This is a genomic window from Nocardia speluncae NBRC 108251 (genome assembly GCF_001613245.1).
GTDB lineage: Bacteria > Actinomycetota > Actinomycetes > Mycobacteriales > Mycobacteriaceae > Nocardia > Nocardia speluncae.
Genome location: NZ_BDBZ01000001.1, coordinates 606,831 through 624,563, shown reverse-complemented (window position 1 = coordinate 624,563; position 17,733 = coordinate 606,831). Strand labels below are relative to the sequence as shown.

The 17,733-nt window shown below is 67.8% G+C and carries 16 protein-coding genes; 9 read left to right on the top strand and 7 right to left on the bottom strand.

The genetic code is table 11. The features are described 5' to 3' along the window. Positions 1–100: 100 nt before the first annotated feature. On the bottom strand, positions 101–811 hold the full coding sequence (locus NS6_RS02700) for a TVP38/TMEM64 family protein (RefSeq protein ID WP_068035858.1): 711 nt from the start codon (positions 809–811) through the stop codon (positions 101–103). Positions 812–1,153: 342 nt separating this feature from the next. Here NS6_RS02700 and NS6_RS02690 point away from each other — a divergent pair, with 342 nt between their 5' ends. The 3 genes from NS6_RS02690 to meaB are packed head-to-tail and all read left to right on the top strand — an operon-like array spanning position 1,154 to position 6,302. Beyond that, on the top strand, positions 1,154–3,028 hold the full coding sequence (locus tag NS6_RS02690) for a methylmalonyl-CoA mutase family protein (RefSeq protein ID WP_084470571.1): 1,875 nt from the start codon (positions 1,154–1,156) through the stop codon (positions 3,026–3,028). Continuing rightward, positions 3,028–5,313 carry a methylmalonyl-CoA mutase gene (scpA, locus tag NS6_RS02685; RefSeq protein ID WP_068035853.1) on the top strand — a complete coding sequence of 762 codons (2,286 nt, stop codon included), beginning with the start codon at positions 3,028–3,030 and terminating at the stop codon, positions 5,311–5,313. Before NS6_RS02690 ends, scpA begins: the two co-directional genes overlap by 1 nt. Further along, positions 5,310–6,302, top strand: a complete 993-nt coding sequence (gene meaB, locus NS6_RS02680) for a methylmalonyl Co-A mutase-associated GTPase MeaB (RefSeq protein ID WP_068035851.1) — start codon at positions 5,310–5,312, stop codon at positions 6,300–6,302. Before scpA ends, meaB begins: the two co-directional genes overlap by 4 nt. 50 nt (positions 6,303–6,352) lie before the next feature. On the opposite strand, the gene NS6_RS02675 is transcribed toward meaB, so the two are convergent. The 3 genes from NS6_RS02675 to NS6_RS02665 form a co-directional block, all read right to left on the bottom strand. Beyond that, complete coding sequence (locus NS6_RS02675; protein ID WP_245669098.1) at positions 6,353–7,252, bottom strand: amidohydrolase family protein; 900 nt, start codon at positions 7,250–7,252, stop codon at positions 6,353–6,355. Between the two features lie 47 nt (positions 7,253–7,299). Further along, positions 7,300–8,352: a nucleoside hydrolase gene (locus tag NS6_RS02670; protein ID WP_068036127.1), complete on the bottom strand. Its 1,053-nt coding sequence runs from the start codon at positions 8,350–8,352 to the stop codon at positions 7,300–7,302. Positions 8,353–8,422: 70 nt separating this feature from the next. Further along, positions 8,423–9,193 (bottom strand): MHYT domain-containing protein, encoded by a 771-nt coding sequence (locus NS6_RS02665; RefSeq protein WP_068035850.1) that lies wholly within the window; start codon positions 9,191–9,193, stop codon positions 8,423–8,425. A gap of 433 nt (positions 9,194–9,626) precedes the next feature. Here NS6_RS02665 and NS6_RS02660 point away from each other — a divergent pair, with 433 nt between their 5' ends. The 5 genes from NS6_RS02660 (at position 9,627) to NS6_RS02640 (ending at position 14,800) form a co-directional block, all read left to right on the top strand. Continuing rightward, positions 9,627–9,857 (top strand): hypothetical protein, encoded by a 231-nt coding sequence (locus NS6_RS02660; protein ID WP_068035847.1) that lies wholly within the window; start codon positions 9,627–9,629, stop codon positions 9,855–9,857. A gap of 192 nt (positions 9,858–10,049) precedes the next feature. Beyond that, entirely contained in the window at positions 10,050–10,853 is an 804-nt protein-coding gene (locus tag NS6_RS02655) for a Sir2 family NAD-dependent protein deacetylase (protein ID WP_245669108.1), read from the top strand. A 98-nt stretch (positions 10,854–10,951) separates the two neighbouring features. Further along, on the top strand, positions 10,952–11,365 hold the full coding sequence (locus tag NS6_RS02650; RefSeq protein WP_068036125.1) for a YjbQ family protein: 414 nt from the start codon (positions 10,952–10,954) through the stop codon (positions 11,363–11,365). Between the two features lie 27 nt (positions 11,366–11,392). Beyond that, a complete protein-coding gene (locus NS6_RS02645; protein ID WP_068035844.1) occupies positions 11,393–12,445 on the top strand; it encodes a Gfo/Idh/MocA family oxidoreductase in 1,053 nt (350 codons plus the stop codon). A gap of 147 nt (positions 12,446–12,592) precedes the next feature. Beyond that, positions 12,593–14,800, top strand: a complete 2,208-nt coding sequence (locus NS6_RS02640; protein WP_068035842.1) for a molybdopterin-dependent oxidoreductase — start codon at positions 12,593–12,595, stop codon at positions 14,798–14,800. A gap of 11 nt (positions 14,801–14,811) precedes the next feature. On the opposite strand, the gene NS6_RS02635 is transcribed toward NS6_RS02640, so the two are convergent. Together NS6_RS02635 and NS6_RS02630 are read right to left on the bottom strand one after the other, a co-directional pair. Further along, a complete protein-coding gene (locus NS6_RS02635) occupies positions 14,812–15,018 on the bottom strand; it encodes a hypothetical protein (RefSeq protein ID WP_068035840.1) in 207 nt (68 codons plus the stop codon). Between the two features lie 35 nt (positions 15,019–15,053). Further along, on the bottom strand, positions 15,054–15,359 hold the full coding sequence (locus NS6_RS02630; RefSeq protein ID WP_068035838.1) for a TetR/AcrR family transcriptional regulator: 306 nt from the start codon (positions 15,357–15,359) through the stop codon (positions 15,054–15,056). Between the two features lie 27 nt (positions 15,360–15,386). On the opposite strand from NS6_RS02630, the gene NS6_RS02625 reads away from it, so the two are divergent. After that, positions 15,387–15,707 carry an oxygenase MpaB family protein gene (locus NS6_RS02625; protein ID WP_174552550.1) on the top strand — a complete coding sequence of 107 codons (321 nt, stop codon included), beginning with the start codon at positions 15,387–15,389 and terminating at the stop codon, positions 15,705–15,707. Positions 15,708–16,217: 510 nt separating this feature from the next. Here NS6_RS02625 and gnd read toward each other — a convergent pair. Continuing rightward, positions 16,218–17,663, bottom strand: a complete 1,446-nt coding sequence (gene gnd / locus NS6_RS02620) for an NADP-dependent phosphogluconate dehydrogenase (RefSeq protein WP_068035833.1) — start codon at positions 17,661–17,663, stop codon at positions 16,218–16,220. Positions 17,664–17,733: the final 70 nt, after the last annotated feature.

The window sequence follows — 17,733 nt, the reverse complement described above, 5'->3', positions numbered from 1 at the left end:
GACCCCTCAGCTATTCAGTGGCAGGACCGGGAGATTCCCATGAACTTCCACATGCGCGCAGTAACTCAGGTCGGATGAATAGTAACCGGAGAACTTCTGGTTATCGGTTGGCAACACCATTGGGTGTGGCGACCGGCGCCGGAGCGGGTTCGGTCGAGTCCGGATCCCGGGGGACCGGTTTCCAGCGTTGATCGATGAGCAGGCCGAGGAAGCCGGCGGCGATACAGGCGATCGACACCCCGACCATGACCGGATGTGTACCGCCGGTCAGCGCGTCGGCGAGTACCACCGTGGCGGCCGTGCCGGGCAGGATTCCCACGACCGTTGCGCCCAGGTAGGGCCAGAAACGGATCGAGGACAGTGCGCACGAATAGTTCACCACCGAGAACGGTGCGAAGGCGATCAGGCGTAGCGCGCCGACCGCGAGCCAGCCGCGGCGGCGCAGGCGGTCGTCGATGATCTGCACCGTGGGGTGCTCGAGATAGGGCGCGACCCGGTCGCGGCCGAATGCGCGGACGAGCAGGAAGGCCGCCGCGGCGCTGAGCAGCGAGGCGGTGACCGCCACGCCGAGGCCGAGGACGGGACCGAAAAGTAGCCCTGATGCCACTGTGAACACGGTGCGGGGAACCGGCGCGATGATGATCAGCGTGTGTGCCGCGAAGAACAGCACCGGAAACCACGGGCCGGCGTCCTCGGCCCATTCCTGGATCTGGCGGGGGGCGGGTAATGGTGTGAGCAGCGCCGCCGCGCAGACGACCGCGGCGAGGCACAGCGCGAGGACCAGCCGGCGGTCGCGGAAGATGCGGGACACCGGGCGAGATTACCGAGTGGTGTCCGCTGTGCGGCAGTCGGTGCCGGCGCTGTGGCCGGGCACGGTGCCGGCGGTTGTGCGATCGGCGGAAGCGGCGGAAGCGGCGGAAGCGGCGGAAGCGGCGGAGAACGATAGCGGACCGGCCTGCGGGCTGCCTCGGCCGGATCAGGTTACTCGTTGGTAGCGGTGGCCCCGGGCGCTCGATAGGGGCGCCCCGGCTAGCATCGGAGGGGGCGGGCTGAATGCCCGTTAACCAAAGTGTTCGCTGAGCTGGGCGGATGCCAAGGTACCCGCGCACGTGGTTTGGTGCGCTTGTACTGGAACGACAAGAGGGAACAGGGTATGCCGATTGCTGCAGAGCCCGCGGCCGGGGCTGATCCGTCCTCGTCCGCGGTGCCCGAATATCCCGCCTGGCGCAAGGGTGTGGCGGGTGTCCTGGCCAAGACCCGCAAGGTCGATGCGGCCGAACTCGGTGCGGAACCCGAAAAACTGCTGAACCAGTCCACCTATGACGGGCTGGATATCGCGCCGCTGTACACACGCCGGGACGAACTCGCCGAGCAGCCGCTCCCCGGTACCTACCCGTTCGTCCGTGGCGGCGACGGAACTCGGGATGTCCATCGCGGCTGGTTCGTCAACATCCGCATTGCCGCCACCGACGCGGCGACCGCGAACCGGGAGCTGACCGCAGGCCTGGAGAACGGCGCGAGCGCCGTCGAAATAGGCCTCGGGGCGCACGGTGTACCGGTGGGGGATCTGGCCGCCGCGCTCGACGGTCTGCTGTTCGAGCTGGCGCCGCTGGCATTGCGCGCCGGCACCGAGACCGCAGAAGCGGCCGCGGCCGTCTACCAGGTGGTCGACCGGTATCCGGCGCCCGACCGCGCCGCGATCCGGATCTCGCTCGGCGCGGCACCGCTCACCGCCGCGTTCGCCGGAACCGAGGCACTCGGCCTCGCCGAGACCGCAGCCCTGGCGGCTGCCGCCGGCCGCCGGCCCGAAACCGTCCGCGCGATCACCGTGGACGGCACCGTCTTCCATGATGCCGGCGCCTCCGACGCCCAGGAGCTGGGTGCCGCGGTCGCCGCCGGACTCGAATACCTGCGCGTGCTGTCCGGGGAAATGCCGGTTGCCGAGGCGCTGCGCCAGGTGGAGTTCCGGTTCGCCGCCACCGACGACCAGTTCGCCACCATCGCCAAGTTCCGGGCCGCGCGCCGCCTGTGGGCGCGGGTCGCCCACGCCCTCGGCGCACCGTCGGAAGGCGCGGCTCCCCAGCATGCGGTGACCTCCGCGGCGATGATGAGCCGACGGGACCCCTGGGTGAATCTGCTGCGCACCACCCTGGCCGCCTTCGGTGCCGGCGTGGGCGGCGCCGATGCCGTCACCGTGCTGCCGTTCGATTCCGCGCTGCCTGCCGGTGAACTCCGGGTCTCGGCCTCGTTCTCGGAGCGAATGGCGCGCAACACCCAGCTGCTCCTGCTCGAGGAATCCCATCTCGGGCATGTGCACGACCCCGGTGCGGGTTCGTGGTACGTCGAGCAGTACACCGCCGACCTGGCCGCTGCCGCCTGGGGATTCATGCAGGAGCTCGAGGCCGCCGGTGGCTATCGTGCCGCGCTGGATTCCGGCCTGCTCGGCGATCGGATCGGTGCGACGAGAACACGGCGGGAAAGCGATATAGCCCATCGCCGGACCGCCGTCACCGGCGTCAACGAATTCCCGAACCTGGCCGAGGCTCCGCTGTCGGAGGCCGCTCTGACGGCCGGACCGGGACAGCGCTACGGCGCCGCGTTCGAAACGCTGCGCGATCGTTCGGATACCTACCTGGCGGCGCACGGCACCCGCCCGCAGGCGCTGCTGGTGCCGCTGGGCACAGTGGCCGAGCACAATGTGCGGGTCACCTTCATCGCCAACCTGCTGGCTTCCGGTGGGATCGAATCCGTCAACCCGGGTCCCCTGGCCGACGGTGAGATTGCCGCGGCGGCACAGGAATCCGGCGCGAAGATCGCGGTGCTCTGCGGCACCGACGCGCGGTACGGCACGGATGCCGCGGGCGCGGTGGAACAACTACGCGGCGCCGGTGTCGAAACCGTACTGCTGGCCGGGCCGGAGAAGGCCGTGGCCGGTATCGAGCAGGCCCGCCGTCCGGACGGGTTCCTGGCTGCCCGGATCGACGCGGTCACCGCCCTGACTGCCCTGCTGGAGAAGGTGGGAGCCTGATGACGACTCAGCGAATCGAGCAGGTGGTCGGCAGTTTCGCCGATGTACCGCTCACCGAGCCGGGGGTGACCCCTGCCGCGGCCGACGAGAGCGCACGTGATGCCTTCGTCCAGGAGTCGGCCACGGCGAACAACTATGCCCCCGAACAACTGGTGTGGTCGACCCCCGAAGGGATCGATGTGCCACCGGTGTTCACCAAGGCCGACCGGGACGCTGTCGCCGCGGCGGGTTTCCCGCTCGACAGCGTTCCCGGTATTGCACCGTTCGTGCGCGGACCGTATCCCACGATGTACGTGAATCAGCCGTGGACCGTCCGCCAGTACGCGGGTTTCTCCACCGCGGCCGATTCCAACGCCTTCTACCGCCGTAACCTGCAGTCCGGTCAGAAGGGTCTGTCGGTGGCATTCGACCTGGCCACCCACCGGGGGTACGACTCCGACCATCCGCGGGTGCAGGGCGATGTCGGCATGGCGGGCGTGGCCATCGATTCCATCCTCGATATGCGCCAGCTCTTCGACCAGATCCCGCTCGACCAGGTCAGCGTCTCGATGACGATGAACGGCGCGGTGTTGCCGATCCTGGCGCTGTACGTGGTGGCGGCCGAGGAACAGGGGGTAGCGCCCGAACAGCTGGCCGGAACGATTCAGAACGATATTCTGAAAGAGTTCATGGTCCGCAACACCTATATCTACCCGCCGAAACCGTCGATGCGGATCATCTCCGATATCTTCGCCTACACCAGCGCGAAGATGCCGAAGTTCAATTCCATCTCCATTTCCGGCTACCACATCCAGGAAGCCGGCGCGACCGCCGATCTCGAGCTCGCCTATACCCTCGCCGACGGTGTGGAATACCTGCGGGCAGGTATCGACGCGGGAATGGAGATCGACAAATTCGCGCCCCGGCTGTCATTCTTCTGGGCCATCGGCATGAATTTCTTCATGGAGGTCGCCAAGCTGCGCGCGGGCCGGCTGTTGTGGAGCGAACTCGTCGCGAAGTTCGATCCGAAGAACCCGAAATCGCTGTCGCTGCGCACCCATTCGCAGACCTCGGGCTGGTCGCTGACCGCGCAGGACGCCTACAACAATGTCGCGCGGACCTGTATCGAGGCGATGGCGGCGACCCAGGGCCACACCCAGTCGTTGCACACCAACGCCCTCGATGAGGCGCTTGCGCTGCCGACCGATTTCTCGGCCCGTATCGCCCGCAACACCCAGCTGCTCATCCAGCAGGAGTCCAACACCACCCGCCCGATCGACCCGTGGGGTGGCTCCTACTACGTCGAATGGCTGACCCATCAGCTGGCCGACCGCGCTCGCGCGCATATCGCCGAGGTGGAGGCGCACGGCGGGATGGCGCAGGCCATCGGTGAGGGCATTCCGAAGCTGCGGATCGAGGAAGCCGCGGCCCGGACCCAGGCCCGCATCGATACCGGCCAGCAGCCGGTGATCGGTGTCAACAAGTACCAGGTCGCCGAGGACCACGAGGTCGAGGTCCTCAAGGTCGAGAACTCGCGGGTGCGGGCCGAACAGCTCGAGAAGCTCCGGCACTTGCGCGCCGATCGCGACCAGGCGGCGGTGGAGCGGGCGCTGGCCGAATTGTCCAGGGCCGCCGCGTCGTCCGAAGGCGGGATGGAGAACAACCTGCTGGCACTGGCCATCGACGCCGCGCGGGCGAAGGCGACCGTCGGCGAGATCTCCGACGCGCTGGAAAAGGTCTACGGCCGGCATCAGGCCGAGATCCGTACCCTGTCCGGTGTGTACCGCGACGAAGCCGGCAAGGTCACCAACATCAGCACCGCCGGGGAACTGGTGGAGGAATTCGCCGAGGCCGAGGGGCGGCGTCCCCGGATCCTGGTCGCGAAGATGGGCCAGGACGGTCACGATCGCGGCCAGAAGGTGATCGCCACTGCCTTCGCCGATCTCGGCTTCGACGTCGATGTGGGCCCGCTGTTCCAGACCCCCGAAGAGGTGGCCCGCCAGGCCGCGGACAACGATGTGCACGTCGTCGGCGTGTCCTCGCTGGCGGCCGGCCACCTCACGCTGGTTCCTGCCCTGCGCCACGCGCTGGCGGATGCCGGCCGGCCCGACATCATGGTCATCGTCGGCGGGGTCATCCCGCCCGGTGACTTCGACGAGCTCTACGAGGCGGGCGCCGCGGCGATCTTCCCGCCGGGCACGGTGATCGCGGACGCCGCGATCGACCTGCTGCGTAAGCTCGGCGCCGCACTCGGACACGAGCTCGGTTCCGGCACAACCGATATCGAGGCGAATACGCAAGAATGAACGCGCGCGCCATCGACATCGACGTGCTCGCGCAGGCGGTCCGCTCCGGTGAGCGGGCCGCCCTCGCCCGGGCGATCACCCTGGTCGAATCCACCCGGACCGACCATCGGGAGCAGGCCCAGCAGCTCCTGCTGAAACTGACCCCGGAACCCGGTGCGGCCCTGTCGAACCGAGTCGGGATCACCGGCGTGCCCGGGGTGGGCAAGTCCACCTTCATCGATGGGCTGGGGATGAGCCTGATCCAGCAGGGCCACCGGGTCGCGGTGCTCGCGGTGGATCCCTCGTCCACCCGTACCGGCGGGTCGATCCTGGGTGACAAGACTCGGATGGCGCGGCTGTCGCTGGAGGCGAACGCCTTTATCCGGCCCTCGCCGACCGCTGGGACACTCGGCGGGGTCGCCAAGGCCACCCGGGAGACCATTGCGCTGCTCGAGGCGGCCGGTTACGACGTGATCCTGGTGGAAACCGTCGGTGTCGGCCAGTCCGAGGTGACGGTGGCGAATATGGTCGACGTGTTCTGCTTCCTCACCCTGGCACGTACCGGTGACCAGTTGCAGGGCATCAAGAAGGGTGTGCTGGAGCTGGCCGATCTGGTCGCGGTGAACAAGGCCGACGGTAAACACGAGCTCGAAGCCAAGGGCGCGGCCCGGGAACTGTCCGGTGCGCTGCGGCTCATCCATCCGCACGATGCGCTGTGGAAACCACCGGTACTCACCATGAGCGGCCTGGAGGGCACGGGGCTGGACACGTTCTGGCAGACCGTGCTGGACCATCGCCGGGTGCTCACCGAGGCGGGGGAATTCGCCGAGAAACGGCGCCGGCAGCAGGTCGACTGGACCTGGACCATGGTGCACGATCAACTGATGCGCCGGCTGGCCGACAACCCGAATGTGAAATCGATCCGCGGGGACGTGGAATCGCAGGTGCGCACGGGCGCGCTCACCGCGGCGCTCGCCGCGGAACGGCTACTGGACGCGTTCGACAGCTGACCGGGGACTCCGGCGGTGCATAGTACTGCCGGAATTCCTCCGGCCCGACCTCACAGCGCGAAAAGCTTTGTGGCCGTGCGGTAGCAGACTGCGCGCAGCCAGTCGTCGCCGAGGTCGAGCCGCTCCAGTGCCTGCACGGCGTGGCGGTACGGGTAGGGGATATTCGGGAAATCGCTGCCGAACATGATCCGGTCGCCGTAATCGGCCAGCCGCTTCCGGGCGTCCGGCGGGAACGGGCTACCGTCCTCCGCGAAATCGGTGAAGGCCATGGTGGTATCGAGGTGGACACCGGAATAGCGGTCGGCCAGATCGAGGAACTCGCGATATTCCGGCATACCCATATGTGCCACGATCAGCGGTAACCGCGGGAAACGGTGCAGTACCTCGGTGATCGGTTCGGGGCCGGTGAACGTACCGGGTGCGGGTCCTGAACCGCAATGGATGACCGTCGGTACCTGCGCATCGCTGAGTGCCCCCCACACCGGTTCCAGCATGGGGTCGCGGGGGTCGTAGGCACCGACCTGGATATGTGCCTTGAAGACCTGCGCGCCCTGTTCCAGTGCGGCCGGCACGTATTCGGCTGCGGCCGGTTCGGGATAGAACGTCGCCGTATGGAGGCATTCCGGGACCTCGGCGGCGAATTTCGCCGTCCAGTCGTTGAGCCAGGCCGCCATATCCGGGCGGTGCGGGTACACCAGGGCCGTGAACGCCCGGATCCCGAATCGGCGTAGTGCTTCGAGCCGGACAGGTTCCTCGTCCCGGTAGGTGATCGGCCACGGGCGTCCGATAAGTGGCCCGGCCGAATCGAAATAGGCCCAGACCTTGCGCATCACCCGGTGCGGCATGAAATGGGTGTGCACATCGATCAGTCCGGGCAGGTCGAGTCGCTGCCGGAACTGCGCCAGATACGCCGCGTCCTCCGGGATCTCGGAGCCACCGGGTGTGGTCACTGGCTGGTTCTCCTCAGGTCGGGGTGGGTGCTTTCGTGTGGGCCGGGTCAGCTCGATTCGGCGGTGAGTGTTTGTTCGCCGGCGGTTGCGGGGTACCGCGCGCGAGCGTAGTCGCCGATCCGGGTGATGAGCCGGTCGAAAAAGCGGTCGGGGTCGGTGGCGACGACGATATCGGCGTTGGGCGGGCGCCCCCACATTCCCGCCCAGTCGGCGACGGTGGTGGCGCGGGTGAGGGTGCCGGCGAGCTCCACGTCCACCGTCGCGGGCCGGGTCCGGGCGAGGCCGGGGTCCAGGGCCACGGCAGCCGCGAACGGATCGTGCATATGGGCCAGATAGCCGAGGTCGTAGCCGTGGTGGAAATCGAAATAGAAGCGGACAGCGTCGGTGATGTGGCGGATGAGCGGATTGCTCGCGGCCGACCGCGCCGAGGGCGGATCTTCCGGCGATACCGTTTCGATCGGGAAGCTTGCGGCCCGGCTCGCCAACCGGGTGAGATGCGCGGGCCGCATCTCGATGGTTTCGGTGATGTCGAGAGCGCACACTACGGGACGCCGGTGCGCCGGCGCGGCGGCGAAAGCGTCGAAGACGATTTTCGCGGCTTCGGGATCGACGTGGATATTCCACTCGTTGGTGGGGGTGGTGTTGCCCGGATGGTTGAACGCCCCGCCCATGATCACCAGGCGGCGCAGTAGCCGCGGGAGCTCGGGTTCGATGCGGAGCGCGAGGGCGAGGTTGGTGAGCGGTCCCGTGCACAGGCCGAGTAGTTCCCCGGGGTGCGCTCGCGCCAGATCGACCCACATCTGCGCTGCGCTGCGATCGGAGATCTGCCGGGTGGGGGCGGGGAGTTCGGCATAGCCGACGCCCTGCGGTCCGTGGGTGTCCTCGGTGGTGCGCAGCGGTATCTCGAGCGGGTCGGTCGCGCCGAGGGCCACCTCGATATCCGGGGCGCCGGCCAGATCCAGCCAGGCCAGGTTGTTGATCGCGACTCGGCCGGCGGGCACGTTTCCGGCGGTGGCGGCGATGCCGGCGATTTCGGCGTCGGGGCTGGCGAGCAGATACAGCAGGGCGAGGGAATCGTCCACGCCGGTGTCCACATCCATGATGATCCGCTGCCGCACGCCCCGAGCCTAGTGGGCGTCGCGGGGACGCACTTCGGCCACCGGCGGAGTCTCAGTCCCGGGTGGGCCAGTAGTTCTCGGTGGCCGGCCGTCGGGTGAGGGATGTCGTGCCGCCGACCTCGGTGAGCCCCAAATGGAAGAGCATGCCGACGGTCACCAGGCTGACACTCACGATGAGCGGTGTGAGCAGCTGGGCGGCCCCGGCGCCGGACGGCGGCATATGGTGCTGCTGATCGCCGATATGCATGGCGAACATCCCGGTGTAGTGCATTCCGGCCACGGCCATACCCATGGCCAGGGCGGCACCGATGGTGGCGAGGGTGCCGCGCACATTGAGGGTGAACCACAGTGCGGCGGTCGCGGCGAGGACCGCAATGATCATCGACAGGGCTACGGTGGGCCAGTCGTATCCGATCTCCACATCGGTTTTCATGGCGTACATACCGGCGTAGTGCATGGCACCCACGCCGAGACCGGTCACCACACCGCCGATCAGCAGACCCCGGGTGCCCAGGCTGCGCTGCTGGGCCAGGCACAGCCCGAGCCAGACGACGACCATTGCTATCAGTGCACTGGCCAGCGTGACAGGGACGTCGTATTTGATGGCCGAGCCGCCGATCCGGAATCCCAGCATGGCGATGAAATGCATAACCCAGATTCCGGTGCCGCCGATGGCGACGGCGGCGGCGATGAGCCAGCCGTCGAAAATCGAACCGCTGCGCACCCGGCTCATGCACCGTAGCCCTAGCAATGACCCGGTGAACGACATGACGTATGCGACCACGGGGGTGAGCCAGCCATGGCTGAAGTGGTCGATTTCCACCGGGGACCTCCTCGCTGGACGGAATCCCGACCGCGTGACTGCGGAACGTGGGCATTCCAGAACGGTGAACATGCAGGGGGTGAATTTAGAGGAGATATGTCGTATAAAACAAGGGCCCCAGAAGCGACAAAGGCGTACTGGAGACAATCCGGTTTCAGAACGACGCCGGCGGCAATCCTCCACGCCCCGCTTCGGGTTCCCGCGGTGAATCCGGCAATCGATCGGCACTCGCCGGAATCGGCAATTTCGCGGTGGAGGCGCCGGGTATCGCCGCACCGTACTCCCATATCAGCTCTCGAGGAAGTTCCGCCCGGGCCGCTGCGGTAGCCCGGGTCCTGGGAATACCGCCCACTGCGTGGCGCCGGATGTTTACCGGTTGAGCTGTGCCGCCCCCGCAGGCAGCGTAGGCTTCGATCAACCTCGAAGGAGATCCATGCCTGGCACATCCAGCCGCCCTACCCCTGTCGATCACGAGCTACCCGAGGCCGAACTGGCCGAATTCGCCGAGATCCGCAGCGCCGAGCGGGCGGAGGTCGCCCGTCGCAGCGCCGTCGCCGCCCGGATCGTCGCCGGACACTCGACCGATGCCGCCGACTGCCAGAACCTTCTGGCCATGCTCGGACTCGACGCGGAGGCAGGAAAACTCGCCGGTCTCCAGACCTGACGCCCGCCCGGCCCGCACGCCGACCCGCCGCTGGAACGCAGCACCCTGCTGCCGGAAGGGCGATGTGACGGTGCCGGGCCGGACATCCGTACTCTCGGAAGCATGTCCGACGCGGCGCTGCTCAGTGACTATCGCACGATAGGCGACGTGGAGGGAGTCGATGCTCTGGTCGCGCTGATCGGAGACCGGCGCATGGTCGTACTCACCGGCGCCGGAATCTCCACCGACAGCGGTATCCCGGATTATCGGGGGCCTGGCTCACCGCCGCGCAACCCGATGACCTACCAGCAGTTCGTGGGCGACATGGAGTTCCGCCGGCGGTATTGGGCCCGTAATCACGTGGGCTGGCGTTATATGGACGCGGCCCGGCCGAACGACGGGCATCGCGCGCTGGCCGCACTCGAACGCCGCAATGTGGTGGCCGGTGTGATCACTCAGAATGTCGACCTGCTCCACACCAAAGCAGGAAGCCGGCGGGTGATCGACCTCCACGGCAGTTATGCACAGGTCCGGTGCCTGGCCTGCGGTGCCCGGATCTCCCGGATGGCGCTCGCCGAACGGCTGGAACGCGTCAATCCCGGATTTGCGGTCGCCTCGGTGACCGGCCTGGAGGTCGCACCGGACGCGGACGCGGTGGTCGAGGATATCGCCGGTTTCCGCATGGTGGACTGCGCACGCTGCGGCGGACTGCTGAAGCCGGACATCGTCTACTTCGGCGAGAATGTGCCGCCGGAGCGGCTGGCGGCCGCCTATGAACTGGTCGATACGGCCGAGGTGATCCTCGTCGCGGGCTCGAGTTTGACGGTGTGGTCCGGCCGGCGCTTCGTCCACCGCGTCGCCCGCCGCGGCGGCACGGTACTGATCGTCAACCGTGGCCCCACCCGCAGCGACGGGCTGGCCGCGCGCCGGCTGGACGCCGGCTGCTCGCCGATCCTGGCCCGGCTTGCCGATCGATTCGCCGACCGCCGGAACACGGCGCCACCCGGCGCATTGTGATCGCCGCGGCATACCTGCATGGCTTATCGCCGAATCGGCTCATATGTGCCCACCGCCGCCGCGGCCGGGAGCTTATCTGCCGCGCGTACGCTGCGGATATGCGGAGCACACTGATCGCGGTACGCACCGGGAACACCGAGACGGTCCGGGACATCACCGGCGAATGCTCGGAATTCGTGCGACTCGCGGGTGGTGACGGACTGTTGCATGTGTTCGTCCCGCACGCCACCGCAGGTGTCGCGATCATCGAATTGGGCGCCCACAGTGACGACGATCTACTGGCCGCGCTGCGGGATCTGTTGCCGGCCGACGACCGCTGGCGACATGCACACGGGTCGCGCGGGCACGGGCGCTCCCATATCCTGCCGGCGCTCATTGCGCCGTATGCGACAGTTCCAGTGCTCGACGGGGAACTCGCGCTCGGAACCTGGCAGTCCATCGCTCTGGTCGATGTGAACGTCGACAACCCCGATCGTCAGGTGCGGCTGTCGTTCTTGCCCTCCGGGGGGTGAGCACCGGCGCCGGGTAACGTCGCGGGTATGAGCAGTCTCGGCGTCGCGATCATCGGGTATGGCTTGGCCGGGTCGGTATTCCACGCACCGCTGATCGCTGCTGAACCGCGGCTGCGGGTTGCCGCGGTGGTGACAGGCTCGCGGGAGCGGGGTGAGCAGGCCCGGCGCGAGCATCCGGGTGTCCGGGTCCTGCCGGATGCCGATGCATTGTTCGCGGATCTGTCCGGGGTCGATGTGGTGGTCGTCGCTGCACCCAACCGCACTCACGCCGCACTGGCACTGCGGGCGCTCGCCGCCGGTAGCGCCGTAGTGGTGGACAAGCCGTTCGCGGTATCCGCTGCCGAGGCCGCCGAGGTGGTCCGATATGCCGAGGAATCCGGCAGCGTGCTGACGGTGTTCCAGAACCGCCGGTGGGACGGTGATTTCCGGACTGTCGGCGAACTGGCCGGATCCGGCCGGCTGGGGCTGGTGCGCCGTTTCGAATCCCGTTTCGAGCGCTGGCGGCCGGTGCCCAAGGGGAGTTGGCGGGAGACCGGTACCGCCGCCGACGCCGCCGGGACTCTCTACGACCTGGGTAGCCATCTCGTCGACCAGGCGCTGACTCTGTTCGGTCCGGTCGGCGCGGTCTACTGTGAGCTCGACTCCCGGCGCCCCGGGGTGAGTACCGACGACGATATCTTCCTGGCGCTGACCCACACCGGTGGAGTCCGCTCCCATCTGTGGGCCAGCGCGGTCGCGCCGCGGCCGGGCCCGCGTTTCCGGGTATTGGGCGAGAAGGCCGGTTACGAAGTCTACGGGATGGATCCGCAGGAGGCCGCACTGCGCAGCGGCCGGCGCCCCGATGACGGAAAGCCTTGGGGAACTGTGGAATCCGAACGGTACGGAATCCTCGGCGCCGATCCGGAGGGGGCGGTGTTTCCGACCCTGCCCGGCGACTATCTCGCCTTCTATCGGGCCCTGGCCGATGCGATACTCGACGGCGCACCGGTTCCGGTCGACCCACGGGACGCTCTGGCCGGTCTGCGAATCCTGGAGGGTGCCCGGGAATCGGCCGATTCGGGCAGTGTGGTGCATCTCTGACCCGGGACGCTCCACCGCGCGATGGCCGGCCGAGTCGGCGTCCTCGGATGATCAGGCGATATCGACTGAAGGCGGGCCGCCGCAGTTCTACCCGCGGAATCGGCAGAACACTGGTCGAGCACCGGGTCGCCGGGCCATGATGGAGTCATGGCCCGACCTACGTCTCCTATCGATTCCGCGATCGGTTCGCGGAATCTGCTGCGCACCTGCCCGCTGTGTGAGGCGGTCTGCGGTCTCGAACTCACCCTGGACGCCGACGACCGGGTGACCGCGGTCCGCGGCGATAAACAGGACCCGTTCAGTACCGGTTTCCTCTGCCCGAAAGGGGCGAGCTTCGGCCGCCTCGACAGCGACCCCGATCGCCTCACCGCGCCGATGATCCGGGATCGAGGGAGCGACACCTGGCGCACCGCGAGCTGGGACGAAGCCTTCGATCTCATCGCCGAACGTATTCCCGCGATCAAATCCGCGCACGGCAACCAGGCGGTCGCGCTGTATCTGGGCAATCCCAATGCCCATACCGTCGCGGGCACTCTGTACGCCCCGGCGGTGATCCGCGCGCTCGGTACGAAGAATCTGTTCTCCGCCAGTACCGCGGACCAGATGCCCAAACAGCTGGCCTGCGGTCTGCTCTTCGGTGACCCGCTGGCTGTGCCGGTACCGGATCTCGACCGCACCGGCTACCTGCTGATGCTGGGCGCCAACCCGCTCGAGTCCAACGGATCGGTATGCACCGCACCGGATTTCCCCGGTCGCTTGCGTGCGTTACGTGAACGCGGCGGCCGGCTGGTGGTGGTGGATCCGCGCCGCACCCGGACCGCGGCCGTCGCGGATGAGCATCTGTTCATCAGGCCCGGTGCAGATGCCTATCTCCTCTTCGGAATCGTGCACACCCTGTTTGCCGAGGGGCTCACCGATATCGCTGTAGCGGCGAACGGTGTGGACCAGGTGCGGGCCGCGGCGGCAGATTTCCCGCCGGACCTGGTCGCCGAGCGCACCGGTGTCCCGGCCGATACCGTGCGCCGCCTGGCGCGTGAGCTGGCCGCCGCGCCCACCGCCGCGGTGTATGCCCGGATCGGCACGTGCACAGCGGAATTCGGCACTCTGACGCAATGGCTGGTGGATGTACTCAACGCTTTGACCGGCAACCTCGACCGTCCCGGTGGGGTCATGTTCGCGACCGCCGCCGCACGCGGGATCGTCCGCACCAAACCTTTCCGGCCGGGACGCTGGCGCAGCCGGGTCCGGCAGCTGCCGGAGGCGATGGGGGAACTGCCGGTCGCCACCCTCGTCGACGAAATCACGACACCGGGTGAGGGGCAGGTCCGTGCCCTGATCACTGTGGCGGGCAATCCGGTGTTGTCCGCGCCGAGCGGCCCCCGGCTGGACAAAGCCTTCGCCGGGCTGGAATTCATGGTGAGCGTCGACCGCTACCTCAACGAGACCACCCGGCATGCCGATGTGATCCTGCCCCCGCCCCGCCCGGTGCAGTCCCCGCACTACGATTTCGCGCTGTTGCAGTTCGCGGTGCGCAACTACGCCCGGTATTCGCCGCCACTGGTACAGCTCGGTGCCCAGCCCTCCGAGGCCGCCGTGTATGTGAGGCTCGGCGCGGCGGTGAGCGGGCAACCGCACAACCCCACCGCGGACTTCGATCCGCTCGCCGCCTTCGACGAATTCGTCATCGCCGATACGCTGCAGCGCGCCGGCTTCGTCCAGCGCCGGCCGGATCTGCTCGGCACCACCACCACCGAACAGCGCCTGGACCTGATGCTCCGCCTGGGTCCCTACGGTGCCTGGAACGGTGGCGAGCTGAGTTTGCAGACCCTGCTGGACAATCCGCACGGTATCGACCTCGGCCCGCTGCGGCCCCGCCTTCCCGGAATCCTGCGGACCGCCTCCGGAAAGGTCGAACTCGCACCCGAAGTATTACTGGCCGACATCGGGCGACTGCGCGCCGGTTCGGCGGCGGCACCGGCGGATCTGGTGCTCATCGGCCGGCGTCATCTGCGCTCGAACAACAGCTGGATGCACAATATGGACCGGCTGGTCGGCGGTACGAACCGCTGCACGCTGCAGATCCATCCCGACGATATCGCTCGCCTCGGGCTCGGTGATCACGCCATCGTGAAATCGGCTGCCGGTTCGCTGACCGTCCCGCTGGAACCCACCGAGACGATCATGCCCGGGGTGGTGAGCCTGCCGCACGGCTGGGGTCACGCCGGCAGCGCGCAACAGGTGGCGGCCGCGAACCCCGGCGTGAACGCGAATACGCTGACCGATGATTCGGTACTCGATATACCTTCGGGCAACGCGGTGTTCAACGGCATACCCGTCTCCTTGTCGCCGGTCTGACCGGTCCGGGTTCAGTCGCTGCCGGACTGTGGGTACATCAGCGGTGCCAGGTAGCGGCGAGCGAAGTCTCGCGCTGCCTCGGTGTCACCGAGTGGGAGCACACCGTGCGGGTTGGCGATGAACGAAATGGTGAGCCGGACGAACAGCTCGGCCACCACATCCGGATCGAAACTGCCGAGCTCCCCACGCTGCTGCCAGTAGGTCAGGAAACGCGCCACCAGGTCGCGCCCCTGTGTGACCGCTTCGTCGCCGGTCAGGAAATCGGTGAGCTGCCCGGCGCCGCCCGAGGACCGCAGACTGCGAGTGAGCAGCAGGGGGCGGCGGCCTCGCTGACGAACGCGGCGAACATATCCGCCAGTGCGCCCACCGGGCCGGCCGATCGGTGCATCGCATCCGCCACAATCGTCGAGACCCGCTGCGATTCGGCCATCAGCGCGTAGCGCAGGATCGCCGATTTGGTGCCGAACCGCCGGTATACCGTGGCGACGCCGACGCCGACGCCGGCGGTTTCGGCGATCCGGACCATGGTGGTGTCTTCGAAAAACGCAACGGTACGCACCGCCGAAAAGTCCTTCCGCTGCCCACCTTGGGCCTGCCGTCCCCGGCCCGGCGAGCGCTCACTCCGATGTGGCTGCTGGTGCGGCCGGTGGCGGGGCATGTGATCCAGGTGTGCTCGTCCAAGGTGATGCATCCGCGAGTGCAGCAGCTGACCGGTTTCGAACTGAAACCGCGCCACGACCAGGAGTTCGCACTATACGTCCGCCTGCTGCAATGGGCCTGGCGGAACCTGCCCGACCGCCTGCTGCTTCAGCCGTTGGCATACAACCGGTTCCAGTACGAGAAACTGGTCGGGACCCTGCGCAGCTTCGGCCTGGATTCCTTCGCAGTCCCCGAGGACAGGCGCTGAAACGGACCGGCGCCGCGACAGCTGCCCCCGGGATCAGCGGCGGCCGGCCCGCAGGAACCGGCCCGTGCGCGCAGTCCCCGAGCACCGGGTCGGTGGTTACCCCTCCGAAAACGGAAACGGCCACCGACATAGACAGCGGTGACTGCCGCATCGTTGCGGTCGACCATCCGCGGCATATTCCCGTACTGGCGACCGGGCTCTCCGCGTAGGCGTCGAGCGAATCGTCGAGCCCGGCCGGATTCACGATCACCCGATCGGCGCGATCGCCCGCCCGCGGTGTCCGGCGTCGATGTCATGCCAGTCGGCGAGCTCACCGGTGAGGCGATGCCACCGCGCGCTCGAGCGGGATCCCCGGCAGGCCCGCCTGCGCGGCGAGGTGGCCTTGCAGGATGCGCCGGCGCCCCCACAGGATCGCGTTGCGCCGACGTCACACCCCATTGCAACTGGTCACCTGACCGGAGCCCAGGGGTGCGCGGCGCCGGGCGGACCGATCCGCCCGGCGCCGGATACTCAGCTGCTCCGGACCTCGGACCGGTCCTCGCTCCACAGCGTGTGGTACTTACCCTCGGCATCCACCCGCTCATAGGTATGCGCGCCGAAGAAATCGCGCTGGGCCTGCGTGAGCGCCGCCGGCAGCCGCTGCGCGCGCAAGGCGTCGTAGTACGACAGCGACGAGGCGAACGCCGGTACCGGAATACCCAGCAGGGTCGCGGTCGCGACCACGCGGCGCCAGCTGTCGATCGCGGTTTCGATCGCGCTGCGGAAATACGGGTCCAGGATCAGGCTCGGCAGGGCCGGATCGGTTTCGTAGGCCTCCTTGATCCGGTTCAGGAAGCGGGCGCGGATGATGCAGCCGCCACGCCAGATGGTGGCCAGATCGCCGGGCTTCAGATCCCAGCCGTACTCCGCGCTCCCCGCGGCGATCTGATCGAAGCCCTGGGCGTAGGCGACAACCTTGGAGGCGTACAGGGCTTGGCGGATATCCTCGGTGAACTGCGCGATATCGGTCGGTTTGGCGGCGAGCTCGCCCGCGGCCAGGCCCTTGGCGGCGGCGCGCTGGGCCCGCGACCCCGACAGCGCCCGCGCGAACACCGCCTCGGCGATACCGGTCACCGGGATTCCGAGATCGAGCGCCGATTTCACCGTCCAGCGCCCGGTGCCCTTCTGCTCCGCGGCGTCGACGATCACGTCGACCAGTGGCTTACCGGTTTTCGCATCCACCTGTCCGAGGACCTCGGCGGTGATCTCCACCAGATAGCTTTCCAGATCGCCGGAATTCCACTGGGTGAAAATATCGGCGATCTGTTTCGGATCCAGGTCCAGGGCGGCGCGGAACAGATGATAGGCCTCGCCGATCAGCTGCATATCCGCGTACTCGATACCGTTGTGCACCATCTTCACGAAATGGCCCGAACCGTCGGGACCGATATGGGTGCAGCACGGGGTACCGTCGACCTGCGCGGCGATCGACTCCAGCAGCGGGCCCAGCGATTCATAGGATTCGGCCGGCCCGCCGGGCATGATGGAAGGGCCGTTGAGTGCGCCCTCCTCGCCACCGGAGATACCGGCGCCGACGAAGTTCAGGCCGCGTTCGCGCAACGCCGCTTCCCGGCGGATGGTGTCGGTGTAGAGGGCGTTACCGCCGTCGATGATGATATCGCCGGGCTCCATGGCGCCGGCGAGCTCTTCGATCACCGCGTCGGTGGCATCCCCGGCCTTCACCATGATGAGCACGCGGCGCGGCTTCTCGAGCGCCGCGACGAACTCGGCGACGGTTTCGGTGCGGACGAAATCACCGTCGCCGCCGTGTGCGGCCAGTAGTGCGTCGGTCTTGGTGACGCTGCGATTGTGCAGGGCCACGGTGTAGCCGTGCTTGGCGAAGTTACGGGCGATATTGCTGCCCATCACCGCCAGGCCGGTGACCCCGATCTGGGCACGCGCTGTGGAGGACGCCATGAACCTGCTCTTTCGTTCGACAGTTGTACCATTCCGGCCGGTCGCACCGCGTCCGCGAACAGGTGCGGTT